General features: G+C 58.8%; 21 protein-coding genes. 16 read left to right on the top strand and 5 right to left on the bottom strand.

The genetic code is table 11. The annotated features are described in order from the left end of the window. Positions 1–83: 83 nt before the first annotated feature. Positions 84–2,534 carry a PTS transporter subunit EIIC gene (locus AAAX31_RS06795; RefSeq protein ID WP_349076632.1) on the bottom strand — a complete coding sequence of 817 codons (2,451 nt, stop codon included), beginning with the start codon at positions 2,532–2,534 and terminating at the stop codon, positions 84–86. 224 nt (positions 2,535–2,758) lie between these two features. Here AAAX31_RS06795 and AAAX31_RS06790 point away from each other — a divergent pair, with 224 nt between their 5' ends. The 5 genes from AAAX31_RS06790 to ugpC all read left to right on the top strand — a co-directional run bounded on the left by AAAX31_RS06790 (position 2,759) and on the right by ugpC (position 8,150). Then, positions 2,759–3,478, top strand: coding sequence for a GntR family transcriptional regulator (locus AAAX31_RS06790; protein ID WP_055252172.1), 720 nt, complete (start codon positions 2,759–2,761; stop codon positions 3,476–3,478). Positions 3,479–3,784: 306 nt separating this feature from the next. Beyond that, positions 3,785–5,101, top strand: a complete 1,317-nt coding sequence (locus tag AAAX31_RS06785) for an ABC transporter substrate-binding protein (protein WP_055252173.1) — start codon at positions 3,785–3,787, stop codon at positions 5,099–5,101. An 87-nt stretch (positions 5,102–5,188) separates the two neighbouring features. After that, positions 5,189–6,043 (top strand): sugar ABC transporter permease, encoded by an 855-nt coding sequence (locus AAAX31_RS06780; protein WP_349076631.1) that lies wholly within the window; start codon positions 5,189–5,191, stop codon positions 6,041–6,043. Continuing rightward, positions 6,043–6,882, top strand: a complete 840-nt coding sequence (locus tag AAAX31_RS06775) for a carbohydrate ABC transporter permease (RefSeq protein WP_349076629.1) — start codon at positions 6,043–6,045, stop codon at positions 6,880–6,882. The genes AAAX31_RS06780 and AAAX31_RS06775 overlap by 1 nt, the downstream gene beginning before the upstream one ends. Positions 6,883–6,950: 68 nt before the next feature. Next, entirely contained in the window at positions 6,951–8,150 is a 1,200-nt protein-coding gene (ugpC, locus tag AAAX31_RS06770) for a sn-glycerol-3-phosphate ABC transporter ATP-binding protein UgpC (RefSeq protein WP_035137764.1), read from the top strand. A gap of 457 nt (positions 8,151–8,607) precedes the next feature. On the opposite strand, the gene glgP is transcribed toward ugpC, so the two are convergent. The 3 genes from glgP to galE form a co-directional block, all read right to left on the bottom strand. Next, the gene (gene glgP, locus AAAX31_RS06765) at positions 8,608–10,875 is read right to left on the bottom strand and encodes a glycogen/starch/alpha-glucan family phosphorylase (protein ID WP_233547417.1); all 2,268 of its coding nucleotides are present in this window, start codon (positions 10,873–10,875) and stop codon (positions 8,608–8,610) included. Between the two features lie 128 nt (positions 10,876–11,003). Continuing rightward, positions 11,004–12,509: a 4-alpha-glucanotransferase gene (malQ, locus tag AAAX31_RS06760; RefSeq protein ID WP_117848868.1), complete on the bottom strand. Its 1,506-nt coding sequence runs from the start codon at positions 12,507–12,509 to the stop codon at positions 11,004–11,006. A gap of 221 nt (positions 12,510–12,730) precedes the next feature. Next, entirely contained in the window at positions 12,731–13,792 is a 1,062-nt protein-coding gene (gene galE / locus AAAX31_RS06755; protein WP_349076628.1) for a UDP-glucose 4-epimerase GalE, read from the bottom strand. A gap of 266 nt (positions 13,793–14,058) precedes the next feature. Here galE and AAAX31_RS06750 point away from each other — a divergent pair, with 266 nt between their 5' ends. After that, positions 14,059–15,264 (top strand): hypothetical protein, encoded by a 1,206-nt coding sequence (locus tag AAAX31_RS06750; RefSeq protein WP_349076627.1) that lies wholly within the window; start codon positions 14,059–14,061, stop codon positions 15,262–15,264. Positions 15,265–15,492: 228 nt separating this feature from the next. Here the strand turns inward: AAAX31_RS06750 and murB are convergent, their stop codons facing one another. Then, the gene (gene murB, locus AAAX31_RS06745) at positions 15,493–16,455 is read right to left on the bottom strand and encodes a UDP-N-acetylmuramate dehydrogenase (protein WP_117770535.1); all 963 of its coding nucleotides are present in this window, start codon (positions 16,453–16,455) and stop codon (positions 15,493–15,495) included. A 183-nt stretch (positions 16,456–16,638) separates the two neighbouring features. Between murB and AAAX31_RS06740 the strand changes: the two genes are divergently transcribed. From AAAX31_RS06740 to AAAX31_RS06695, 10 genes are all read left to right on the top strand, one after another. Beyond that, entirely contained in the window at positions 16,639–17,667 is a 1,029-nt protein-coding gene (locus AAAX31_RS06740) for a LacI family DNA-binding transcriptional regulator (protein WP_006235873.1), read from the top strand. Positions 17,668–17,915: 248 nt separating this feature from the next. After that, positions 17,916–18,407 carry a hypothetical protein gene (locus AAAX31_RS06735; RefSeq protein WP_117770536.1) on the top strand — a complete coding sequence of 164 codons (492 nt, stop codon included), beginning with the start codon at positions 17,916–17,918 and terminating at the stop codon, positions 18,405–18,407. Between the two features lie 35 nt (positions 18,408–18,442). After that, positions 18,443–19,210, top strand: coding sequence for a GntR family transcriptional regulator (locus AAAX31_RS06730; RefSeq protein WP_117770537.1), 768 nt, complete (start codon positions 18,443–18,445; stop codon positions 19,208–19,210). Further along, positions 19,195–19,908 carry a GntR family transcriptional regulator gene (locus AAAX31_RS06725; protein ID WP_006235877.1) on the top strand — a complete coding sequence of 238 codons (714 nt, stop codon included), beginning with the start codon at positions 19,195–19,197 and terminating at the stop codon, positions 19,906–19,908. The genes AAAX31_RS06730 and AAAX31_RS06725 overlap by 16 nt, the downstream gene beginning before the upstream one ends. Before the next feature lie 275 nt (positions 19,909–20,183). After that, complete coding sequence (locus AAAX31_RS06720) at positions 20,184–21,245, top strand: SIS domain-containing protein (protein WP_117770657.1); 1,062 nt, start codon at positions 20,184–20,186, stop codon at positions 21,243–21,245. A 21-nt stretch (positions 21,246–21,266) separates the two neighbouring features. After that, positions 21,267–21,686, top strand: coding sequence for a hypothetical protein (locus tag AAAX31_RS06715; protein WP_006235880.1), 420 nt, complete (start codon positions 21,267–21,269; stop codon positions 21,684–21,686). Positions 21,687–21,743: 57 nt separating this feature from the next. After that, positions 21,744–22,226, top strand: coding sequence for a PTS sugar transporter subunit IIB (locus tag AAAX31_RS06710; protein WP_055252644.1), 483 nt, complete (start codon positions 21,744–21,746; stop codon positions 22,224–22,226). Positions 22,227–22,520: 294 nt separating this feature from the next. Beyond that, complete coding sequence (locus AAAX31_RS06705; RefSeq protein ID WP_006235882.1) at positions 22,521–23,294, top strand: PTS sugar transporter subunit IIC; 774 nt, start codon at positions 22,521–22,523, stop codon at positions 23,292–23,294. Further along, on the top strand, positions 23,284–24,108 hold the full coding sequence (locus AAAX31_RS06700) for a PTS system mannose/fructose/sorbose family transporter subunit IID (protein ID WP_197032845.1): 825 nt from the start codon (positions 23,284–23,286) through the stop codon (positions 24,106–24,108). The genes AAAX31_RS06705 and AAAX31_RS06700 overlap by 11 nt, the downstream gene beginning before the upstream one ends. A gap of 112 nt (positions 24,109–24,220) precedes the next feature. Continuing rightward, positions 24,221–25,066, top strand: coding sequence for a sugar phosphate isomerase/epimerase family protein (locus AAAX31_RS06695; protein WP_117770651.1), 846 nt, complete (start codon positions 24,221–24,223; stop codon positions 25,064–25,066). Positions 25,067–25,234 lie beyond the last annotated feature (168 nt).

Raw genomic sequence — 25,234 nt, 5'->3', positions numbered from 1 at the left:
ACAACATATTGCCACATTAGGGCGTCGAGCGCGGCGGTTGAAGACGATTGGTCCATGCGGCCGCAAGTGCGGTAGGGGCTTGGCTAGATAAGCCCAAAGTGTTCGAGCGCGGTGACGACGCCGTCGTGGTCGATGCTGTCGGTGACATAGTCGGCCTTTTCCTTGAGGAAGTCCGGCGCATTGCCCATGGCGATACCGACATCGACGGCGTTCATCAGCGAGACGTCATTGCTGGCGTCGCCGATGCCGTATACGGTTCCGTGGTGGGGATCGAGGGCGTCGAGTACGGACTGGATACCCTCGCGCTTGGTGCATTCGCGAGGCGAAATCTCGGTCACTTCGAGCTCGAGCTCGTTAAAGCAGAGCAGCGGCTCAAACGCTTGATCCTGAGCGATGCGGCTGGCAAGCGACGTGGACATTAAGATCTTGTAGGCGCTGTAATGTTGCAGCTGCGTAATTGCATCGCCCACGGTGCGGGCGTATCCCGGGGCGTCGGGCGCATCGGCACTCATGCGAACGACGCCATTGAGTCCCTCAAAACGAATCACTTCGTCCGATTGCTCAAGAATGGGAGCAAGGCGCTGCAGCATGCCGGGCGTCATCGCCAAATCGCGAATCACGTGTCCCTCAAGTTCGACATAGCCACCCGCGAGGCAGACGATGCCGGTCCAGGGCAGCTCGAGCAGCTTTGGATGGATGCAGCTCAGCGTGCGCCCTGTGCAGATAAACGCCATATTGCCCTTGGCGACAAAAACACGGATGGCTTGCGAGACCGCTTCATTGGGATAGGGGGAGAGGTCTCGCTCGCTCTCGGGAAGCTCTTGTGCCACTCGAGGGTCTTGCCAGGCGAGTGTTCCGTCGATATCGAAGAAGCAGATATCGCCGCGCTTATGGGCTGCGCTGGCGGCAGGGGAGGCCGAGGTGGTGGGCACAAATCCCGGCTCGAGGCCCATGATCTGGTCAAAATGCTCTTTAACGCGGGGAACGGAGATGCCAATAATCACCTGGGCGGTCTTGCCCGTAATGATGAGGCCCTTGGCGCCCACCGCGACAAACGACGCATTATCTGCAACGATGGAAGGGTCTGCGACCTCGACGCGCAGGCGCGTGGCGCAGTTGGTTGCGCCCACGATATTGCCAACGCCACCTAAAAGCTGAATTACCCGCTCGGCGAGGACGTGATCTTGATCGGATTGAATACTGACCTCGCCATTGGGAGATTGCTCTTTGGCAAAGCCGCTTCCCGTTAAACGATCGATTGCCGCGCGATTGGAGGCATGATTCTCGCGGCCCGGCGTCTTAAGGTCATAGACCAAGATGAGTGCTCGAAAACTAACAAAAAAGATGAGGCTAAAGGCAAGACCGATACCGAGCGCCAAAAGGTAGGAGCCGGCATGCATTCGCATAAGTGGGATGAAGTTGAAGGCCGTCATTTCCATGAGACCGCCCGAGAAGATGCCGACGATGCCAAAGAAGTTCATGGTCATGGCAAGGCAGGAGGATAGGACGGCGTAGAGCAAAAAGAGTCCGGGATAGGTGAACATAAAGAGAAACTCGAGCGGCTCGGTGACGCCGCAGACCACCGAGGCGACGATGGCGGGCAAAAGGATGACTTTAAGGCCGGCGCGGCGTTCGGGTTTGGCGGTGAAATAGAATGCTGCCGCGATGGCGGGAAGGCCAAAGAGCTTGCCCCAGCCGGTGGCGGTAAAACCTGCCCAGGGCGCAAGTTCATTTAAAGGGCGCGTGCTATGGGAGAGAATGGGGAGCAGGTTGGTCCACGTGGCGTAAATACCGTCGTGAATGACCAGATTGTCGTAATAGATGGGCATATAGAGCAGATGGTGCAGCCCCATGGGCTCGAGCGCTCGCTCCAAAAACACAAAGATGCCCACGCCGAAGGGGCCGACGCCCGCAAGTGCGTGGCGCAGCGTTTCGGTCACAGCGTATGCGAAGGGCACGATGGCGGCCGAGATGGCGGCAAGGGCAAACACGGCAAAAAAGCTGATGAGGTAGACCAGCGAGGAACCCGAGAAGGTGCCGAGCCAATCGGGAACCTTGGCATCGTAGAAGCGGTCATGGATGGCAACGACGGTTGCCGACACCGCCAGCGGGCCGATAATGCCGGTGTCGAGCGTCTTGATGCCGTCGATGACGGTGATGCCGCTGGCGGGGGTCAAAGATGATGGGTACTTAAGTCCAAGGTTGTCTCCGCTCAGCTTAATGATCTCGCTCAAAAAGAAGCAATAGGCAAAATAGGCCACGAGTGCCTCGAGGCAGCAGCGTGCCGGTTGCTTTTGGGCAAGACCGATAGGCAGCGCTACGGCAAAAAGGAGCGGGAGACGTTTAAAGACCGTCCACGAGCCGCGCTGAATGATAGTCCAGAAAACGTACCAGGGGGTTCCGTATACGGCGAGGTCGCCGACGATATCCACGGTCGTTGCGAGGGCGGAGATGCCGACCATGAGGCCTGATATAGAAAACAGCATGGCGGGCGCGAACATGGCTCCGCCAAAACGTTGGATTTTCTGCAGCATAATATGCCTTCCGGATGCAACATGCTGTGCGAGCAAGAACGTTTAAACAATGAACTCATTGTAGAGGACTGGCTGCTTGCCGCATTGACGGTTTTGATTCGGTCCGATTTGGGTTTCGGGGGAACCGTCGACGGTAAATAATCCGTGCTTTACCGATAATCGGTTTAAACAACTTTAAGAAATGCTATCGTGCCTAGCCATACATATTCATTAGAGGTGAAATCATGCCAAAAGCGATTTACGAAGGAATCTACCGCGAGATCCGTTCGCGCATCATCAACGGGACCTATGCGTTTCAGGAGATGCTGCCAACCGAAGCCGAGCTGACCGCGGAGTTTGGCTGCACGCGCAATACCGTTCGACGCGCCTTGAGCATGCTGGCCGACCAGATGTTTGTGCAGCCTATACACGGTAAGGGCGTGCGCGTTATTTGGCTTAAGGGCGAAACCGACATGCTGGGCGCACTCGAAGAGGTTGAGTCGTTTGGCGAGTTCGCAAAACGCAACAATGCCGTCGCATCGACCGAGGTCAAGTCTTTTGAACATTTGATTTGCACTGAGCAACTCTCTCGTCGCCTGGGCTTTAAGGTGGGCGAGGAGCTGATTCGCGTAGTGCGTGTCCGAAGCCTCAACGGCAGCGCGCGCCAAGTGGACCATGGCTACTTTTTGGCGTCGATCGCCAAGGGCCTGACCCCCGAGATCGCGGCGGATTCTATCTACGGCTATCTGGAGCACAAGCGCGGCGTCAAAGTGATGGCGAGCCGTCGTACGGTGAGCGTCGAGCTTGCCAATGATGAGGACTGCAGCTACTTGGACCTTGGCAAGTACAACTGCGTCGCCGTTATGGAGAGCCAGTCGTACACCTCGGACGGCATCTTATTTGAGGTGACGCACGCTCGCACACACCCCGAGATCTTCCACTACCGCGTTAACTCCAAGCGATAGCCGGCTAGCTCGCAGCCTGACGAGACTCATGCCCTCAAAGCGAAAACGCCCGGTCAAACCGACGATGCATCGGCTTGATCGGGCGTTTTCTCTGCATTCGATAACAAATAATTGTTTATACAAAACTTGTCAAGTATCAAGTCGAAATTACCGTTCACCGAAGTTTTTCTACCGCTCTAGTAATACTTGTTCAAACAACTAGCCAAATAGCGTATTGTACAAGTCAGCAAAAGGGGCAAAGTCCCCGAGCCAATCTCCGAAGGCGGCGGCAAAGGGTGCCGCCACGGTGTGAAAGGGTGGATTGTAATGAAGAACGAAATGAGCAGAAGGCAGTTCCTGGGCTTTGCTGGTTCCGCGGCTGCGGTTCTTGGTCTGGGCCTCGTGGGCTGCGGTGGTTCTGCCGGCTCTGGCTCCTCTGCTTCTGGTGACGCTGCCGAGGTCTACTTCCTCCAGTTCAAGCCCGAGGTCGACAAGGAGTGGAAGGAGATCGCCAAGGCGTACAAGAAGGAGAAGGGCGTCGAGGTCAAGATCGTGACCGCCGCCTCCAACACCTACGAGGAGAAGCTCAAGTCCGAGATGTCCAAGAGCTCCGCTCCGACGCTGTTCCAGGTCAACGGCCCCACCGGCCTTAAGAACTGGAAGGACTACTGCGCCGATCTTTCCGACACCAAGCTCCGCGGCGAGCTCATCGACGACTCCCTGGCGCTGCAGTCCGACGGCAAGGATCTGGGTATCGACTGGGTTCAGGAGAGCTACGGCATCATTTACAACAAGGAGCTCCTCGAGAAGGCCGGCTACAAGGCCGAGGACATCAACTCCTTCGACAAGCTGAAGGCTTGCGCCGATGACATCCAGGCCCGCAAGGACGAGCTCGGCGTTGACGGTGCCTTCACTTCCGCCGGTATGGATGACTCCTCCAGCTGGCGCTACACCACGCACCTCGCCAACCTCCCGCTCTACTACGAGTTCGAGAAGGAGCACAATCAGGAGGACGACGAGATCAAGGGCGAGTATCTCGACAACTTTAAGCAGATCTTCGACCTGTACATCACCGACTCCACCTGCGATCCTTCGCAGCTCGCCTCCAAGACCGGTGACGACGCCACCAACGAGTTCGCAACCGGCAAGGCCGTCTTCTACCAGAACGGCTCTTGGGCCTACGCCGACCTCACCAAGGCCGGTATGACCGACGACCAGCTCGGCATGCTGCCGATCTACATCGGCGTCGACGGCGAGGAGAACCAGGGCCTGTGCTCCGGCGGCGAGAACTACTGGTGCGTCAGCTCCCAGGCTTCCGAGGATGCCCAGAAGGCCACCGAGGACTTCATGTATTGGTGCGTCACTTCTGACACCGCCACCAGCATCATCGCTGACAAGATGGGTCTGACCGCCCCGTTCAAGAGCGCTAAGGAGACCACCAACGTCTTCTCTCAGCAGGCCGTTGCTATGGCCAAGGACGGCAAGAAGACTGTCGCTTGGGACTTCGTTTACATCCCCTCCGAGGAGTGGAAGAAGAACCTCAAGCAGGCTCTCATCGCTTATGCTGCCGACAACACCAAGTGGGACGGCGTCAAGAACGCCTTCGTCGATGGCTGGAAGACCGAGAAGGCTGCTTCCGAGTAAGCAGTTGCTGCCCAAGCTATCTGATTAGCGACAGGGGGCGGGCAGACGTAGGTTTGCCCGCCCCCTGCATATTGAAAGGACCCTTCTATGGGCAAAGCACTCAAGCGCTGGTGGCCGCTCTTTATGCTGCCCACGTGCCTGGCGTTTATGATCGGGTTCGTGATTCCCTTTATCCAGGGTTTCTATCTCTCGTTCTGCCAGTTTATTACCATCAATAACGCGCACTTTGTCGGTATCGAGAACTACGTGCGCGCACTGACCGACCCGCAGTTTGCCACGTCGTTCTTCTTTACCGTGGCGTTTGCCTTCCTGTCGACGGTGCTCATCAACGTGATCGCGCTGGCCATTGCGCAGGCGCTCACCCGCAAGGCGCTCAAGGGCACCAACATCTTCCGTACGATTTTCTTTATGCCTAACCTGATTGGCGGCATTGTACTGGGTTACATTTGGCAGATTCTGATCAACTGCCTGCTCTCCAACGTGGGTGCCCAGCTTATCGCCCTCAACTCCGCCGCTGGCTTCTGGGGCCTTATCATCCTGACCCTGTGGCAACAGGTCGGCTACATGATGATCATCTACATCGCCGGTCTGCAGTCCATTCCGTCTGATTACATCGAGGCCGCCAAGGTCGACGGCGCTACGGCATGGCAGACGTTTTGGAAGGTTAAGATCCCCAACCTGATGCCGACCATCACCATCTGCCTGTTCCTGTCCATCACCAACGGCTTTAAGCTGTTCGACCAGAACCTCGCCCTTACCGGTGGTGCCCCGGCGCACTCCACCGAGATGCTCGCCCTGAACATCTACAACACGTTCTATTCGCGTGCTGGCATCGCATGGCAGGGCATCGGTCAGGCCAAGGCAGTTATCTTCTGCATCCTGGTTGTCGCTATTTCTATGATCCAGCTTAAGGCCACGAGGTCCAAGGAGGTGCAGCAGTAATGAAACGCGATAAGGCTATTAACCGCGCGCTCTCGATCTTCTTTACGATTCTGTCGCTCGCGTGGATCTACCCTGTGTTCATGATTGCGCTCAATTCCTTTAAGAAGGGGACCGCAATCAGCACCACCACGGCGTTCGATCTGCTCACGCCCGAGACGTTCAACGGCCTCGCAAACTACATGCACGCCCTTAACGAGCAGGGCTTTGCCTCGGCATTTATGTACTCGCTCATCATCACGGTCACGTCGGTCGTGCTGATCTTGGTGTGCTGCTCCATGTGCGCTTGGTACGTGGTTCGTGTCAACAACAAGATCTCGAACTTCTTCTATTACCTGTTCGTGTTCTCGATGGTCGTGCCCTTCCAGATGCTCATGTTCACGCTGTCCAATTTGGCGGACCGCATCGGCTTCAACACGCCGTTCAACATCTGCTTTATCTACCTCGGCTTTGGCGCGGGCCTGGCGGTCTTTATGTTCGCCGGTTTTGTAAAGAACATCCCGCTCGAGATCGAGGAGGCGGCCATGATTGATGGCTGCAACCCGGTCCAGGTGTTCTTTAAGATCGTCCTTCCCATCATGAAGCCCACCTATCTTTCGGTCGGCATCCTCGAGACCATGTGGGTCTGGAACGACTATCTGCTGCCCTACCTTACGCTCGACTCCACCAAGTACAAGACCATTCCTATCTTGATCCAGTACTTCCGCGGCGGCTACGGCCACGTCGAGCTCGGCCCCATGATGGCCTGCATCATGATGGTCGTTATCCCCATCGTCATCATGTACATCCTCTGTCAGAAGTACATCATCGACGGCGTGGTGGCAGGTGCCGTCAAGGGCTGATGCCGTAACTGTTTTGCAAGTTTCTGCGGCGCCCCTCAGCGCGGCGCCGCGTATCGAAAGGTAGAGACATGGCCGAGATCGTTCTCAAACATGTTCAGAAGGTGTATCCCAACAACGAGTCAAAAAAGAAGGGCTTCTTTGGCAAAAAGAAGAAGACCGAGGAGAAGAAACACAACCTCAAGGTTACCGAGGACGGTGTGCTCGCTGTAGAGGACTTCAACCTCACCGTTCACGACCAGGAGTTCGTCGTCCTCGTTGGCCCCTCTGGCTGCGGCAAGTCCACGACGATGCGCATGGTCGCCGGCCTGGAGGACATCACCTCGGGCGATGTGCTCATCGATGGCAAGCGCGTCAACGACGTGGCACCCAAGGACCGCGACATCGCCATGGTGTTCCAGAGCTATGCTCTGTACCCCAATATGACGGTGTACGAGAACATGGCGTTTACGCTTGAGCTCAAGAAGGTCCCCAAGGACGAGATCGACCGCAAGGTTCGCTCCGCTGCCGAGATTCTGGGCATTACCGAGTACCTCGACCGTAAGCCCAAGGCGCTCTCCGGCGGCCAACGCCAGCGTGTCGCTATCGGCCGCGCCATCGTGCGTGACCCCAAGGTCTTCCTGATGGACGAGCCGCTGTCCAACCTGGACGCCAAGCTGCGTAACCAGATGCGTGCCGAGCTCATTAAGCTGCGTCACGAGATTAAGGGCACCTTCATCTACGTTACTCACGACCAGACCGAGGCCATGACCCTTGGCGACCGCATCGTGGTCATGAAGGACGGCGTTGTCCAGCAGATCGCCACGCCGCAGGAGGTCTTCAACCATCCCGCGAACATCTTCGTCGCCGGCTTCATCGGCGTGCCGCAGATGAATTTCTTCGATGCCCAGCTGGTGCGCTCGGGCAACGGCTTTACCGTCAAGACCGAGGATATGAACGTGGCGCTCGCCCCCGAGACTTGCGCTCAGCTTGCCCTCAACTGGGACGGCGGCGACGTGAAGGAGATTACGGCCGGCGTGCGTCCCGAGCAGATCCTGCTTGCCGACAAGGGCGAGGAGGGCGCGCTCCAGGGTACCGTCGAGGTGACCGAGCTCATGGGCTCGACCGAGCATGTCCACGTGACCGCTCCCGACGGCCAGTTTGTTCTGATTATCCCCGTCGTCGACCTCGAGGCCAAGGGCGCGCTCAAGGCTGGCGACACCATCTGGTTCAAGTTCGAGAAGAACGCGACCCACCTCTTCGATAAGGTCTCTGGCAAGAACCTTATCTAGGCCCGGTGCATCCAGGCCCTCCCTTTGGGCGACTGCGGTATTGCCATCCTTTTGCCGCGGTCACATATAAGGCTCCCCTCCCGTCCACTGGGCGAGAGGGGAGCCTTTCTTTGTGTTGGGGTTGTCTGGCCGGTCGTTTGTCTCGATCTGTAACAGGTAGGGCCGATTTCGGACGTTAGATGTTACAGATCGAGACGGTTCCGCCGAGCTAACCATTTCATCTAAATCTGTAACACCAAAGGCGAATTTCAGCTGCTAGATGTTACAGATCGAGATAAACCCAAAGGGTGGGGCTGGTATGTCTCGATCTGTAACAGCTGGGATCGTTTTGGTTGAGTAGTTGTTACAGATCGAGATTGTTTGGCCGAGTCGGGTCACAGGGTAACGTGCGGGCACAAAAAACGGAGCCGTGTCGCCACGACTCCGTTTCTCAAGAGGATGGGTAAGGGAAGCGAAATTAGTTCAGGTGCCAGATCTCGTCGTTGTACTGGGAGATGGTGCGGTCGGACGAGAAGGTGCCGGCGTTGGCAATATTGATGAGCGCCTTGCGCATCCAGGCGTCCTGGTCCTCGTAGTCGGCCAGCACGCGCTCCTTGGTCTGGATGTACTCCTCAATGTCGAGCAGGGCCATAAACCAGTCCTTGCCCTTAATGTCGTCGTGCAGGCGCTGCAGGCGCTCGGCATTGCCGGTCGCCATAAAGGCCGGGTTGGTGATGAAGTCCACCAGCAGTTTAATGCCGGGCTTGCGGTAGAGCACACCGGCGTCATAGGTGCCGTTGGCATAGAGCTGCTCGACCTGTTTGGACGAGGCACCAAAGGTATAAATGTTCTCGTCGCCCACGAGCTCGGCAATCTCCACGTTGGCACCGTCGAGCGTGCACAGGGTTAGGGCGCCGTTGAGCATGAACTTCATGTTGGAGGTGCCGCTCGCTTCCTTGGAGGCCAGGCTGATCTGCTCGGAGATATCAGCGGCGGGGATCACGCGCTCGGCGGCGGTGACGTTGTAGTTCTCGATCATGACAACCTGCAGGTAGGGAGCCACGTCGGGGTCGTTTGCTATCCACTGCGACAGCGTCAAGATCAGATGGATGATGTCCTGCGCGATAGTGTAGGCAGGCGCCGCCTTGCCGCCAAAGATGATGGTGACGGGGTGCTTAGGTCTGTTGCCGTTCTTGATATCGAGGTACTTCCAGATGATGTAGAGCGCGAGCATCTGCTGGCGCTTGTACTCGTGGATGCGCTTGACCTGGACGTCGATGATGGCGTTGGAGGGAATGGTCACGCCCTGCTCGAGCGCCATGAACTGGCGCATGATGGCCTTGGCCTCGACCTTGGTGGCGGCCAGGCGCTCAAGAACGTCCTTGTCGTCGGCGAACTTGGCGAGTTTGCTCAGATCGCCGGTGCTGCGCCAGTCGGTGCCGATCACATCGTCGAGCAGGCTGGCGAGCGCGGGGTTGGCCCCATGAATCCAGCGGCGGAAGGTGATGCCGTTGGTCTTGTTGGAGAACTTCTCGGGATAGATCTCGTAGAACGGATGAAGCTCGGTGTCCTCCAGGATCTTGGTGTGGAGGGCGGCTACGCCGTTGATGGAGAAGCCAAAGTGGATGTCCATGTGGGCCATGTGGACGGTGTCGTGCTCGTCGATGATGGCGACGCGCGGGTCATCGTGCTCGGCCTTCGCGATCTCATCGAGCTTGACGATAATGTCGGCGATGGCAGGGGAGACCTTCTGCAGGCTGGTGAGCGGCCACTTCTCGAGCGCCTCGGCAAGAATCGTGTGGTTAGTGTAGGCGACCATGGAGCGTACGATGGTAACGGCCTCGTCAAACTCGATGTCGTGCTCGGTGGTGAGCAGGCGAATGAGCTCGGGGATGACCATGGTGGGGTGCGTGTCGTTGATCTGGACAACGGCGTAATCGGCCAGATCGTGCAGGTTGCTGCCGCGCTCGACGGCCTCGTCGATCAAGAGCTGGGCGGCGTTGCTCACCATGAAGTACTCCTGATAGATGCGAAGTAGGCGGCCCTGCTCGTCGGAATCGTCGGGGTAGAGGAACAAGGTGAGGTTCTTGGCGATCTCGGTCTTGTCGAAGTCGATGGAGCTGCCGGGGACCAGGCCGTCGTCGACGCTCGCCAGGTCGAAAAGGCGCAGGCGGTTCTTGGTGGGCTGGCCGTAACCGGGCACATCGATGTTGACGAGCTTGGAGGTAACGGCAAAATCGCCGAATTCGACGGTGTAGGAGCGGTCATCGTCGACTAGGATGTCCTGCTCACCGAGCCACTCGTCGGGGACGGCCTTCTGCTGGTTGTCGACAAAGCGCTGACGGAACAGACCGTAGTGATAGTTGAGGCCCACGCCATCGCCGGTCAAGCCCAGCGTGGCGATGGAATCCAGGAAACATGCGGCCAAGCGGCCCAGGCCGCCGTTGCCGAGTGACGGCTCGACCTCGAATTCCTCGATCTTGTTGAGGTCGTGGCCTGCGGCGGTGAGCTGGTCCTTAACCTCGTCGTAGATGCCGAGGTCGATCATGTTGTTGATGAGCAGCTTACCGATCAAAAATTCGGCGGAAATGTAATAGAGCTTTTTCTTGCCGTTGTTGAGCGGGCGGGCGGCGGAGCGCTCCTGCACGAGTTTGACCAGCAGCTTGTAAATGCGACGGTCGTCGAGCTGCTCGAGCGAGGTGCCAAAAGACTGCTCGGCGAGTTCCATGAGGTTAATTTGGGGCATGTTTTCTCCTGTGATGGGTTGTTTCATGTCTGCAATTCATAAGAAGCCCGCGCGAGGGGATTGGGGTGGCCTCGCGCGGGAAAAGCAAGCGCGTCCGCACGGTGGGGAGGGGTCAGGCGCGGTAGCTCCTATTGAGGAAGCTCGATTTCGGCTTCCGACGGGATGCGGAAGTAGGTCTCGGTCCAGTCGGTGAGTTTGTGCTCGAGCTCGCGGGTGATGGCGCCGTCGAGCATGCGCCAGGTCCAGTTGCCGCCCAGTGTGGCAGGGGTGTTGATGCGCGCCTCGTTGCCCAAGTTGAGCAGGTCCTGCATGGTGTAGATGCACGTGTCGCTCACGCTGGCTGCGATGGTTCGGTTGAGTGCGTCGGTGATAGGCTCGCCGGCCTGCTGATGGGTGTACAGGGCTGCCTGCTCGCGCTGACGCGGGGTGGCCGTTCCCTCAAACCAGCCGCGCGCCGTCTCGTTGTCGTGGGTGCCCACGTAGGCGACGGTGTTGGCGATGTAGTTATGCGGCAGGTAGTACGAGTTGGTGCCCTCAAAGGCAAACTGCAGGATCTTCATGCCGGGGAAGCCCGAGTTGTCGCGCATGTCGATGACGCCGGGGGTGAGGAAGCCCAGGTCCTCGGCGATGATGGGCAGCGTGCCGAGCTTTTCCTCGAGCGTCTTGAAGAACTTGAGGCCGGGACCCTGCGTCCACGAACCGTAGGACGAATCGGGCGAGGAGAACGGCACCTCCCAATAGGCCTCGAAGCCGCGGAAGTGATCCAGGCGGATGACGTCGTACATGTCGAGGGCGGCGCGAATGCGGCCCTCCCACCAGGAGAAGCCGTCGGACTCCATGGCGTCCCAGTCGTAGATGGGGTTGCCCCAGTACTGGCCGGTGGCCGAGAACTGGTCGGGCGGCGTGCCGGCGACGCTCACGGGATTGCCGGCGGCGTCGATCTTAAAGAGCTCAGGTGTCGCCCACATCTCGACGGAGTCACGCGAGACATAGATGGGCAGGTCGCCGATGATGAGAATGTCGCGCTCGTTGGCATAGGCCTTGAGGCGGCTCCACTGGCGATCGAAGAAGTACTGCGTCATCTGGTGGTAGAGCATACGCGCCGGATGGTCGGCGCAGACCTTGGCGGAAGCCTCGCCGCGGGTGCGGAGCTCCGCGGGCCACTCCCAAAACGCCTTGAGACCGCACTCCTCTTTGACGGTCATGAACTCACAGTAGGGGATGAGCCAGTCCTCGTTGGCTTGGATAAAGCCATCGAAATCGGCTGGCTTGTCGGCGGCAAAGCGCTCAGCGGCGCGGTCGAGAATCTGACGGCGGCCGCCAAAGATAGCACCGTAGTCGACATTGCTGGGGTCGGATCCCAGATACACGCCATCGATATCGCGCTGCTCCAGATACCCTGCCTCGATAAGCTCGGCAAAGTCGATAAAGTTGGGGTTGCCAGCGCGGGCCGAGAACGACTGATAGGGCGAATCGCCATAGCTGGTCGTCGTAAGGGGCAGAATCTGCCAGTAATGTTGTTTGCACGAGGCGAGAAAATCGACGAAGTCGTAGGCATTCCAGCCAAAGCCGCCGATTCCGTATGGTCCGGGCAGAGATGAGACGGGCATGAGGACGCCGCTTGCACGCTCCATGAATGCGCTCACCAACCTTCTTGTTGTGGGGTCGGCCTGCCGATGGGTGTGCAGTCCGCCTCCGATGTTCTGATTCGATACGCCTATTGTAAAACATGTTGTTTAAACATGTACAGGCAAGATAAAAAAGTTGGTCGATTTTCGGCGAATGGCTACATGCCATGAAAAAAGCCCCGACCTCACAACGTGAGATCGGGGCAAGAACGGTATGTAGGTTTTTGCTACTCGGCGTCGGCGAAGCCGTTGGGGTTGTGGCTCTGCCAGTTCCAGCTATCGCGGCACATGTCCGCGATGTCGTACTGGGCCTTCCAGCCCATCATGCGCTCGGCCTTTGAGGCATCGCACCAGTTGGCAGCGATGTCGCCGGCGCGGCGCTCGCGGATCACGTAGGGCAGCTCCTTGCCACAAGCCTTGGAGAAGGCGGCGATGACCTCGAGTACCGAGGTGCCGGTGCCGGTGCCCAGGTTAAAGATCTCGACGCCGGTTTTGCCGTTCATCCAGTTAAGGGCGGCAACGTGACCAGAGGCCAGATCGCACACGTGGATGTAGTCGCGCACGCCGGTGCCGTCGGGGGTGGGGTAGTCGTTGCCAAAGACCTGAACGGCCTCGAGCTTGCCCACGGCGACCTGGGCGACATAGGGCACCAGGTTGTTGGGGATGCCCTTGGGGTCCTCGCCGATCAGGCCCGACGGATGAGCACCGATGGGGTTGAAGTAACGGAGCAGCACGACGTCCCACTCGGGGTCGGCGGTGTGGACGTCCATAAGGATCTGCTCGATCATCCACTTGGTCCAGCCATAGGGGTTGGTTGCGGGCTTCTTGGGGTCTTCCTCGGTGACGGGCGGGTTGTCCGGGTCGCCGTAGACGGTCGAGGAGCTCGAGAAGATGATGGACTTGCAGCCATGGTTGCGCATGACGTCGATGAGCACCAGGGTGTTCTCGATGTTGTTGTGGTAGTACTCGACGGGCTTGCTCACCGACTCGCCGACGGCCTTAAAGCCGGCAAAGTGGATGACACGGTCGATCTGATGGGTATCGAAGATCTTGTTCATCGCATCGCGGTCGAGCACGTTGGCCTTGTAGAAGGTGAGGTTCTTGGCGGCTTCGTCGCCCACGATGGTCTTGGCGCGGTCGACGGCGACGGCGCTGGAGTTGGAGAGATCATCGACGATGACGACCTGGTAGCCACCCTCGAGCAGCTGAACGACGGTGTGCGAGCCGATAAAACCGGCGCCACCGGTAACGAGGACGCAGGTGTCTTTGGGGTCGAGTGCTTTGGACATGTAGTCTCCTATCGAATCAGGAACACTTCTAGAGGGGAGTATAGCGCAGGCGGGGACGCCCAAATGGTGCACTGTAGGAAAAGCAGAGGATTATGTTAACGTACTCATATAAGAGCTTGCTCAATTGTTACCTCAAATTTGACAATTGCTTACGAGCCGCCGACCTTGTAGTTTCCTGCCGTTCGTGGAAATCGTTGGGACGCGCCATATGTACGCTAATATGTATGAGTTGAGCGACATATAAATAAGCATGTAACGGAGTACATATGTCACCAAACAGCGATTCCATCCTTTCCCAGGAGCTCTCGCGCCGCACTGCCCTTAAGGCCCTGTTCGGCGCCGCTTCTGCGGCAGTTCTTTTTGGCCTGCCCACTCGCGCCCATGCGGCGGAGGCTTCCAAAGAAACCACCGATAAATTGAATGCCGCCCAGGCCCAACTCGACGAGGTTCAGGCCCAGCTCGACAGCATCGCAAATGAGTATGCGGCGCTGGCCAACAAGAATGCCCAGACCCTCAACGATATCGAGGGCGTACAGGGCCAGATTGACAGCACGCAGGCGCAGATTGACGAAAAGAAGGCCGAGCTCAAAAAGAAGCGCGACGATCTTTCCGATCGCGTTTCCGCCAGCTATAAATCGGGCGGTACCAACATCCTGTCGCTGCTGCTCGCTTCGGGTTCGTTTGAGGAGCTCGTCGCCAATGCGCACTATGTTGAGAAGATCAACAAGAGCGACCGCGACGCAATCGAGGACATTCAGACCATCCAGGAAGAGCTCGATGCGCAAAAGACAGAGCTTGAGTCGCAGAGGGCCGACTTAGAGAAGCTCAAGGACCAGCAGACCGCCCAGATGCAGGACATGCAGGCCAAGCAGCAAGAGGTCCAGACCGTGCTGAACGGTCTTTCCGACGACGTCAAGGAGCTCATGGCTCAGCGTGATTCCGAGATTCTCGCTGCCGCCCAGGCCGAGGAGGCCGCTAGGAAGGCCGCCGCTGCCGCGGCTGCCGCGAACAAGAACAATTCCTACTCGGGTGGTTCGAGCTCGGGCGGTGGATCGTATGCGCCCGGAACTCCGCAGCAGAATGCCGGCTCGGGCAAGCAGCAGGCCGTCGTCAACGCGTGCTACTCCACGCCTTCGCCGGGTCAGAACTGGTGCGCGGCGTGGGTTACCAATGTCTTCCGTAACGCCGGCGTTGGCTACTTTGGCGGCAACGCGTGTGACATGTTCAACGCCTGGTGCTATAGCTCCGACCGCTCGGCGCTGCAGGTGGGCATGATCGTGGCCGACTCCTCGCATAGCGGCACGGGTGCTCCGGGCCTTATCTACGGTCATGTGGGTATCTACGTTGGCGGCGGCATCGTTATGAGCAACGAGGGTGCCATTACGTCTAAGTCGCTTGATTCGTTTATTAGCTTCTATGGTACTGGCTCTGGCGTGCGTTGGGGCTGGCTTGGCGGTATTGCGCTGTCGTAACGGCGGTTTGAAGTAAGTTGGTCCGTGGCTGCCCGGAAGGCATTAGGTTGCCTGCTCGGACAGTCCTGCTCGCACGGAGAGCACATTAAGTGCTCTCCGGCTCGTGCGGAACTCGCGATCAACCTAATGCCTTTCGGGCAGCCACGGACCTCTCGGATCCAATACGCCACACGCCGGACTGGGTTATCAGAATAAATATGGTGAAGGCCCCTTTCGGGGCCTTCTTTGTTAAAGGAATTCGCCTACTCGGTGGACTTCGGGTTCTAGGTCTACGTCGAACTGCTCTTTGACTTTGGCTTGGATGTCGCGGATGAGTTCGTCAACGTCGGCGGCGGTGGCGTGGTTGGCGTTGACGATAAAACCGCAGTGCTTTTCGCTTACCTGCGCGCCGCCAACGGCGTGTCCTCGCAGGCCGGCATCCATGATGAGTTTGCCGGCAAAGTAACCCTCGGGGCGCTTGAAAGTGGAGCCGGCGCTCGGCATGTCGAGCGGCTGCTTGTCCTCGCGGCGCTGGCGGTAGTCGTCCATGTCGGCCTTGATCATCGCGGCGTTGCCCGGGGCGAGATTGAAGGTGGCCGAAAGCACGATAAAGCCGTCATCGGCGATGCGGCTCTTTCGATAACCCAGGTTGAGCTCGTCGACATCGAACTCGATGATATTGCCGCTGCCGCGGGTGCCGTCGTCGAGCTGGCGAGCGGGTTTGTAGACGCGCACGGACTCCAGCACATCGGCCATGCAGGCACCGTAGGCACCGGCGTTCATGTAGCAGGCGCCGCCGACCGATCCGGGGATGCCCGAGATGGGCTCCATGCCGGTGAGACCGGCCTCGGCTGCCGCGGCTGCGACATCGGAAAGCAGCGCGCCGGCTGCCGCCGTGACGTGCGTGCCGTCGATCGTAATGTCGGAGAGGCCTTCGCCCAGCGCCACGACGACGCCGCGGATGCCCTTGTCGCCGACGAGTAGGTCGGAGCCGTTGCCCACGATGGTGAGGGGCAGATCGCAGCGATAGCAGGTATCGAGCGTGGCGACGAGGCCCTGCTCGGTATCGGGCGTGACAAAGACGTCGGCCGGGCCGCCGATCTTAAACGTGGTGTGCTCGCGCATGGGCTCGCTCATCAGTACGTTGTCCTCGCCGGCAACGCCAGCAAGCGCGCACAGCAGGTCCTCGTTAAAAAAGTCGTTCTCGTGCATACGAATATCCGCCTTTTGGTGGTCGTTGTCATCAATCGATTGCAATATACCCCACCCGGACGGATTTGGTGCGCTGGCGGCGATAAAACAGCCGTCTACCGGATTGGTAAAGTGTTTATCACCGAGGTAGAGGGGTAGTCGCTATACTTTCAAGAGATTGCGCGTAAACCCGGAAGGAGCGAGATGGCCAACAAAGTCACCCTCAAGCAGATCGCCCAGGAGGTGGGGCTTTCCCCCTCGTCGGTCTCGCTTGTGCTCAATAATCGGCCCTGTCGCATCTCGGAAGAAAACCGCAAGCTCATCAAAGAGGTCGCGGCGCGCAACCACTATGTTCCCAACCAGATCGCGCGCAGCCTGGTCATGCGCGAGTCGCGCACCCTGGGCCTTATCGTCCCTAACATCGAGAGCCGCTTTTTTGCCTCGCTCGCCGGTAGCCTGGAAAAGCGCTGCCGCGAGGACGGCTATGCGCTCTTCATTACCAGCTCGGGCGGAAGCGCCGATGACGATCTGGAGCTGCTGCGCCAGCTGGTGACGCGCGGCGTTGATGGCGTCTTCCTGGTCGTAGGCGACGAGTTCTCCGACGACCGCGCCCTGCGCGAAGAAGTCAGCCATCTGCCTATCCCTGCCGTGATGGTCGACCGTGCCATTGAGGGGCTCGAGTGCGACAAGGTGATGTTCGACCACGAGATGGGTGGCTACATGGCCACTCGCTATCTGATCGAGCAGGGCCACCGTCGCATTGCCTGCTTGGTTAACGCGCGCCGTTCCAATACGGGGCGTAAGCGACTTGCCGGCTATGAGCGCGCGCTGCGCGAGGTTGGCCTGCCTATCGACGCACGTTTGGAGTTTGAGAGCGAGTACTACATTCCGAGTGCCTATGAGGCCTCGGAGGCGGTGCTCGCAACTGATGCCACCGCTGTGTTCGCAAGTTCGGATAACATCGCCCTCGGTCTGCTCAAGCGCTTGCACGAGATGGGGAAGAGCATCCCGGGCGATATCTCGGTGGTGAGCTATGACAACTCGGCGGCCGACGTTCTCTTTGAGCCGGCGCTGACCGCGATTGAGCAGGATCCTGGTGTCCTTGCGGAGCATGCTTTTGGCTGCATGTCCAAGCGTCTTGCCGGTAGGGGCGGCAGGCGTGCCGAAGAGGTCGTCCTGGAGCCGGCGCTTATCGTTAAGGGCAGCGTGCTCGAGCTTACCGAATGTAGCTAAGCGTACTTGTTTGTTTGCATAGATTGCATGCGGAGTGTCCGCTATTTGCCGGCGGGGCCGGGGTGCCTGCCTTGTTTTGAAAAGTGGGCTTCGCGAACTTCTCAAAACAAGGCAGGCACCCCGGCCCTCGTCCGTAAACTCTTCCGCTGGGCGAGCCATAGACGCCGCGTACCGATACGGTAAAGTGGCGGCTTGAAATTGGTGCTATATTCAGCTTGAGTTGTTTAATGCTAGTACGGGAGGGTGATATGGGGCTGTTCAAGAAGAAAAACCCGCAGGATGCCTTTGATCCCGATGTGTTTACCATCACGGATACGATTTTGGACCCACCGCGGTTTACGTTTTTGCCGGCTATCTACCAGGATGCCACGCGCCGCAAGTGGGCCGTGCATCAGCGCGGCGGCGAGCCGAAGATTTTTGACTATGCGGATGTGCTGCAGTGCGAGATTGCCGAGACCGGAAATCCCGAGGATGTGCCGGAGCTCAGCAAACGCGAACTGGCTCAGCAGATTTTGATTAATCCAGCTCAGGCTACCAAAAACAACGCTGCCAAGCGTAATATGTGCCTTGGTATGGGTGTCATCGTTGTCGTGCAAACCGGCAAGGATGAGATTTCGAAGCTTGAGATTCCGGTGACCGCGGGCGAAGTCAAGCGAGACTCCGGCCTATATCGGTCGTATCGGAACGTTGCGGAGCAGATCAAAGAAGCCTTCGACGCCATGAGGCGTCCGGAGCAATGATTCCTGCAGCATCAAGCAGTTGAGGAGTCTTGCCCATGTCGAGTGAACCATATGCGATTCCGCCCAAAGACCGCGCCTTTGAGGGCATTCTTTGGTATATCAAACATTATGACCTGCAGAGTGGCGACCGGCTGCCCGCCGAGCGTGTGCTCTGTGAAGAGCTGGGCGTGTCGCGCACGGCGTTGCGTGCTGCGATCACGCGCCTTATTTCGTGCGGAACTTTGGAAAGCCGCCGCGGTTCGGGCACCTATGTGTGTCCTCCCAAACCGCTGAACATCTTTCAGGAAACATGGAACTATACGCAGGCGGTGGAGAGGGTTGGCTCAAAGTCGACCGCGCGCCTGGTTTGGTCCAAGGTCGTGTATGCCGATATCGATCTTGCCCAAAAAGCCCAGATCGACCTGGGCATGCCGCTCTTCTGCATTCGGCGCGTGCGTGTGGTCAACGGTTCCCCGGCATCGATCGAGACGGCTTACGTCAATCTGTCTTTGTGCCCCTCGCTTCCCGATCACGATTTTGAGCAGGAAAGCCTCTACGACGTTTTGCTCAAGGAGGGGAATGTCCATGTGACGCACGGCAAGGAGCATATTTCCATCAGCCGTCTGAACGCCGACGAGGCCAAGTTGCTGAATGCTCAGGAGGGCACGCCGGTGTTTTACAAGGCTTCGCACGAGCGCGACGAGACCGATGGCTTTGTCGAGTATTGCAAGTCCGTGATTCTGCCGACCAAGTATCGTTTTGCCGATAACGGCGAGGCAGACGGCGTTGCGACGAAGGTGGGTGTCGAATGGCTGATGCAGTAGAAGACTTGCCGGTTTACAAACAAATTCGCCGCTGCATTGCGGAGCGAATCGAGCGCGGCGACTACCCGACGGGCTCGATGATTCCGTCCGAAAACGAGCTGGCCGAGGAGTTTGGCACGACACGCCTGACAATCCGAAGCGCCATGGACGAGCTGGTCAAAAGTGGCCAGATTCGTCGCGTGCAGGGCAAAGGCGCCTTTGTGGGACACAAGTGGTTTGACGAGCACGAACGCAAGGGCGGCTTCCGCCAGTCGGTTCTGGCATCGGGCGCGACGCCGTCGGTGCGCATCCTGGCGCGCTCCAAACGCTACGCCGGCCCGTATTATGCCGACTTGTTTGGCATCGCCGAGGACGATCTGCTTTACTCGGTGCGCCGCCTCAACTGCATCGATGGTGAGCCCGTATCGATCGAGATGACACTGATTCCGTGCCTGCTGTTTCCGGGCATCGAAGACGTGGACATTTCGGTCTTCAGCCTGTTCGAGACCTACGATATGTTGGGACGCAAGCCAGATCAGTCGGTAGAGAAACTCGATATCGAGGCGCTGGGCGCACGCGATGCGAGTTTGCTCAATCTTGAGCCGGGCGATCTGGCGCTCGTGCTGGAAGGCCTGACCTATGACTCGAGTGGGCAGGCAATCGAGCATGCCAAGTCTTTTACCCGCGGCGACGCCGGCGGATATACCTACAACTATTAGCGTCTAGAGCGTCCCTGCGCATGGCGGGGGCGCTCGTTTTTACGGATATATGTCGCTTGACCGATGAGCGGCAAAAACTGACCGTCTACCGAGAGGGGAGGATGAAATCATAAAATCGGTATTAAAAACGGCTAACCTGTAATCGTTCACTGGTATTAAGAACCTTTGAATTGTTGAGCTTGGGGCCAAGATGTCCACAAGGTTAAGCGGTGCGACGGGGCGGCAAGCCCGTTCATTCCGTGCGACAATTCAAACTGCTCGTGAAAGGAGCGGGAATGAAGGAGACCGAGAAGATCGAGATCATGCACTTCGACCAGGAGGGCTACCTCGAGGACGGCAGGAACGTCTACGAGGCCGGCAAGAAGATGACCGCCCTGGCCGACCGCGTGCACGAGGAGGGCTACGACGCCGTCTTCCTGATGGGCGTCGGCGGCACCTGGGACGAGTTCATGCAGCTCGAGTACCTCATGAACAAGTTCGGCGACCGCGACCTCGAGGTCTACCTGATCCACGCCGCCGAGTGGAACGTCATGGGCCACAAGCGCATGACCGACAGGTCCGTCGTGCTGACCGCCTCCGAGTCCGGCACCACCCCCGAGGTGCTCGAGGCCGTCGGCAAGATGAGGGAGATGGGCGTGCGCGTCTTCGCCATGACCAACCCCGAGGGCAAGATCGGGCAGGCCGTGGGCGCCGAGAACTGCGTCATGATGGCCTCCGACCACGGCGCCGGCGGCTGCGAGAAGGGCTACTACCTCGCCGACTGCTTCGGCCTGCGCCTGCTCAACCGCCGCGGCTGCTTCCCCAAGTTCGACCTGTTCATCGAGCAGACGAAGGACGTCTGGAAGGACATGCTCGACATCCGCAAGCGCTTCGAGCCGCGCGCCGAGGAGCTCGCCAGGAAGTACGCGCTGGCCGACTACACCATGTTCATCGGCTCGGGCGCGCTGTGGGGCGAGACCATCCTGTACTCCATGTGCCTGCTCGAGGAGATGCAGTGGAAGCGCATCCGCCACATCACCTCGCACGACTTCTTCCACGGCACGCTCGAGCTGCTCGAGCCCGGCGTCCCGGTGTTCCTGTTCATGGGAGAGGACGAGTGCCGCGCCCTCGACGAGCGCGTCCGCGCCTTCCTCACCAGCGGCGTGACCGGCGACGAGGACTACGTCATCATCGACACCGCCGAGTACGCGATCCCGGGCCTGGACGACGACTTCCGCGTCATCGTGTCCCCCTGGATCCTGTCCGTGCTGACCACCGACCGCCTCGCGCGCAACTACGAGCTGGTCACCAAGCACAACCTCAAGTACCGCCGCTACTACCACCAGTTCGACTACTAATTTCATTTGGGGGAAACCGCAATGAGGCAATACATCTTTGCCAGCCACGCGCATTTTGCGACCGGCATCAAAGAGAGCACCGAGCTGCTCTCGGGCGCGCGCGATAACGTCCACGACCTGTCGATGTTTGTCGACGGCCGCACCGACGTCGCCGAGGAGGCCGCCAAGCTCCTGGCGACCTTCGACCCCGCCGACGACGTAATCGTGTGCACCGACCTGTTTGGCGGCAGCGTCAACAACGAGTTCACCAAGATCGTCCAGACGCGCCCCAACACCTACCTGGTTGCCAACATGAATCTGCCGCTGCTGATCCAGCTGCTCTTTTCGGACCAGGAGGCTCCCGCCGATCAGGTTATCCGCGAGATCCTCGCGGCTGACGACACGCGCGTCAAGTTTGTCAACGACCTGCTGACCGATGCGGATGACGAGGAAGAGTTCTAGTCACCGCCTGCTATTAATGGGGCCGGGTTTCCGGCATGAGACCTTTGGGGGTCAATCATGATTCAACTGCTTCGCGTCGACCATCGTCTGCTTCATGGCCAGGTGGCCGTCTCTTGGGTCCAGGGCTTGGGCTCCGACTGCATCTTCTGCGTTGGCGACAAGGTTGCCAACGATCCCGTCTGGAAGACTACGCTCAAGATGGGAAAGCCGGCCAACGTCAAGCTCGTCATCAAGGACATGGAGCACGCCATCGAGGCCATCAACTCCGGTGTTACCGATAAGTACAAGATGATCATCTGCGTCGCCAGCATCGCCGAGGCCAAGCAGCTTGTCGACGGCTGCCCGCAGATCACCTCCATCAACCTGGGCAACACCAAGTCCAAGGACGAGCAGCGTCCCGATGCCCGTAAGATCTCCCGCCAGATCTTTGTGACTGCTGCCGAGGAAGAGGACATTCGTGAGCTCGTCGGCCGCGGTGTCGAGGTCGAGATTCGCGCTCTGGCCGACGACCCCAAGGTCGATGCCCTAAGCGCCCTCTAATTGGGAACCACGGGCGGCGCGCACGGCGCCGCCCCTATTCGTGGGCGTACCGGATAAACGCTTTACCCGTTACCCCCATCTACCGTTCACCGGGAGTACACGCCCGTTGAGCGATTGGTATTAAATAGTTTTCTCATGACTATATAATTGGTATCAAATCATTTGCACCGGTTTAGGTGTTAACAGCACACCGGTACAAGCTGGATCTGTCTAGGCGATTGTCGGCATGGAAAAGGGCGCGCTGACAAGTCGGGAATCGCCGCGCGGATCCAAGAGGGATCAAAGGGAGGAACAATGCTTGTTCAAGCGATCCTCATCGGACTTATCGCTGCCTTCGGTAAGCTCGATTATCAGCTCGGTACGCTCTATGCGTTCCGCCCGATCGTTCTGTGCCCGCTCGTCGGCATAGTCCTCGGGGACCTGCAGTCCGGCCTCGCCATCGGTGCGAGCCTCGAGCTGCTCTTCATGGGTTCAATCTCCATCGGCGCTTACGTGCCGCCCGATGAGTGTATTGGCGGTGTGCTCGCCTGCGCCTTCGCTATTCAGCTGGGTCAGAGCACCGAGGCCGCTATCGCGCTCGCGATGCCCATCGCCACTCTGTGCCTGGCCATTAAGAACGTCGTCAACGCCGGTATGCCCCTTCTGGTCGACCGTGCCGACGTCTTTGCCAGCAAGGGTAACCTCAAGGGTATCTACGCTATGCACTGGATTATCGGTCTCGTGATTGTCGTCCTGGCCTTTATCCTGTGCTCGGTCTCCTTCTATCTGGGTGCCGACGCTGTTCAGGGCCTGCTCGACTTCATCCCGACGTTCGTCCTCGATGGCTTTGGCGTCGCAGCCAACATCCTGCCTGCCATGGGCTTCGCCATGCTCGGCCGTCTGGTGCTTACCAAGCAGCTCGTGCCGTTCTACTTCCTGGGCTTCCTGCTGTGCTCCTATGCCAACGTGCCCGTCCTCGGCGTCGCCCTGATCGCAATCATCATCGGCATCGACAAGTACGACCTGCTGGGCCTTGGTGGCGCCCAGTCCCAGCTTTCTGTGGAAGGGGATGAGGACGATGACTTCTAATTCCGAGAACCAGATTACTCGCTCCGACCTCATTAAGAGCGCCGTGAACACCGGCGCCCTGGGCATGGAATTCTCCTGGACCTACTACAAGCAGATGAACATTGCCTTCTGCCTGATGGTCGCCAACATGCTCAAGAAGATCTATGCCGGCCGTCCCGATGATTACGCCGAGGCCTTGCACCGTCACAGCGCATTCTTCAACATCACCCCGCAGCTCGCTCCCTTCGTGGGTGGCATCGCGATGGCCATGGAAGAAAAGGTCGCTCGTGGCGAGGTTGAGCCCGAGAGCGTCAACGACATCAAGGCCGCCCTCATGGGTCCGCTTTCCGGCCTGGGTGACTCCTTCTTCCTGTCCACCCTGCGCGTCGTCGCCGCTGCCGTGGGCATCAGCCTGTGCCAGGCCGGCAACGTCTTTGGCCCCATCGCCTTCCTGCTCGTCTACAACATCCCGGCGTTCCTGATTCGTATCTTTGGCGCTATCAAGGGTTATGAGCTAGGCATTGGCTTCCTCGACGAGGCTCAGAAGACCGGCCTGATGCAAAAGATCATGGCCTGCGTCGGCATTGTCGGCGTTATGGTCGTCGGCGCCATGAGCAAGGACATGTTCTGGGCTTCGTTGCCCATCGCCATCGGTCAGGGCGACTCCGCCCAGACTCTCCAGGACATCCTGGACGGCATCATGCCCGGTATGCTCGGTATGGCCGCCTTCTGGCTCTACTACTGGCTGCTCTCCAAGAAGATCAACCCGATGGTCCTGATCCTCTGCACCATGGTCGTGGGCATTATCGGCGCTTACTTTGGCGTGCTTGCCTAATATGTTCGAATCGCGCTTCCATCGCGTCTAACGGTTGCGTCGATCTTTGGGGGGCTTGTCGCATCTGCGGCGGCCCCCTGTTTTTTAAAACTCCGTACGAAAGGGGAGGGCTATGGTCGTACCCGAGCTTTCGCTCATGAACATCAACCATCGTTACTACAGCATCGAGACGTTTTTTAAGGCTGCAGGTGAGGCCGGCTATCGCAATATCGAGCTGTGGACCGGCTCGATGCACCTGTATGTGGATTGCCATGAGCACGATTCGGTGGATAAGATTCGCGATCTTGCCGCCCAATACGGTATCAAGATCGTGTGCGTGTGCCCCGAGCAGAACAACCCCAAGCCGTGGAACGTCGCGGTGCGCGGTGAGGCGGGCCAAAAACGCATCCTCTCGTACTTTAAGAATGTGATCGACGTTGCCGTTGAGTTGGGCGTGCCGCAGATTCTGGTGACGAGTGGTTGGGCCTATCTGGACGAGCCGGCTGAGGACGCCTGGGCCCGCAGCGTTGCCATGCTGCGCTCGGTGTGCGACTACGCCGATACGCGCGGTATTCGCGTCGCGCTCGAGGCCCTGCAGCCGTCGGAGTCCGTGTTGGTCAACACCGCACAGGATGTCGCGCGCATCCTCGAGGCGGTCGATCGCCCCAACCTGAAGGCATGTATCGACTTTGGCGCCATGGAAGTTGCCGGCGACACAATCGACGGCTACTTTGAGGTTTTGGGCGACAAGATCGTTCACACCCACTTTGTCGATGTGGGCGGTGGCACGACGCATCTTGCCTGGGGCGACGGCGAGCGTGATATGCGTGCCGACCTCGAGGCACTCATGCGCCACGGCTATACGGGCTATGTCTCGGCCGAGACGTGTGACGGCCGCTACTATCAGGATCCGTCCAAGGCGACGACTCAGGTTATCGAGATGTATCGCCGTGTGACAGCGGAGATGGAAGCCGAATAACTAAACTGCGCGGTTGCGCCGGAAACGCTTGGGCGGGTCTGGCGCAACGCTTTTATAGCTGGCGAGTTGTGGGGAACCCGTTGGCAGTAGCGCTCGAAATAGACAACTATTGGCGTTGTAATACCACTCGGGCGAGGAAACCGACCGTTCGCCGCAAATCTCCGTGAG

This window comes from Collinsella sp. CLA-ER-H5 (assembly GCF_040092375.1).
Taxonomy (GTDB): domain Bacteria; phylum Actinomycetota; class Coriobacteriia; order Coriobacteriales; family Coriobacteriaceae; genus Collinsella.
The sequence above is the reverse complement of the archived record's forward strand: the minus strand, read 5'-3'. Positions and strand labels throughout refer to the sequence as shown.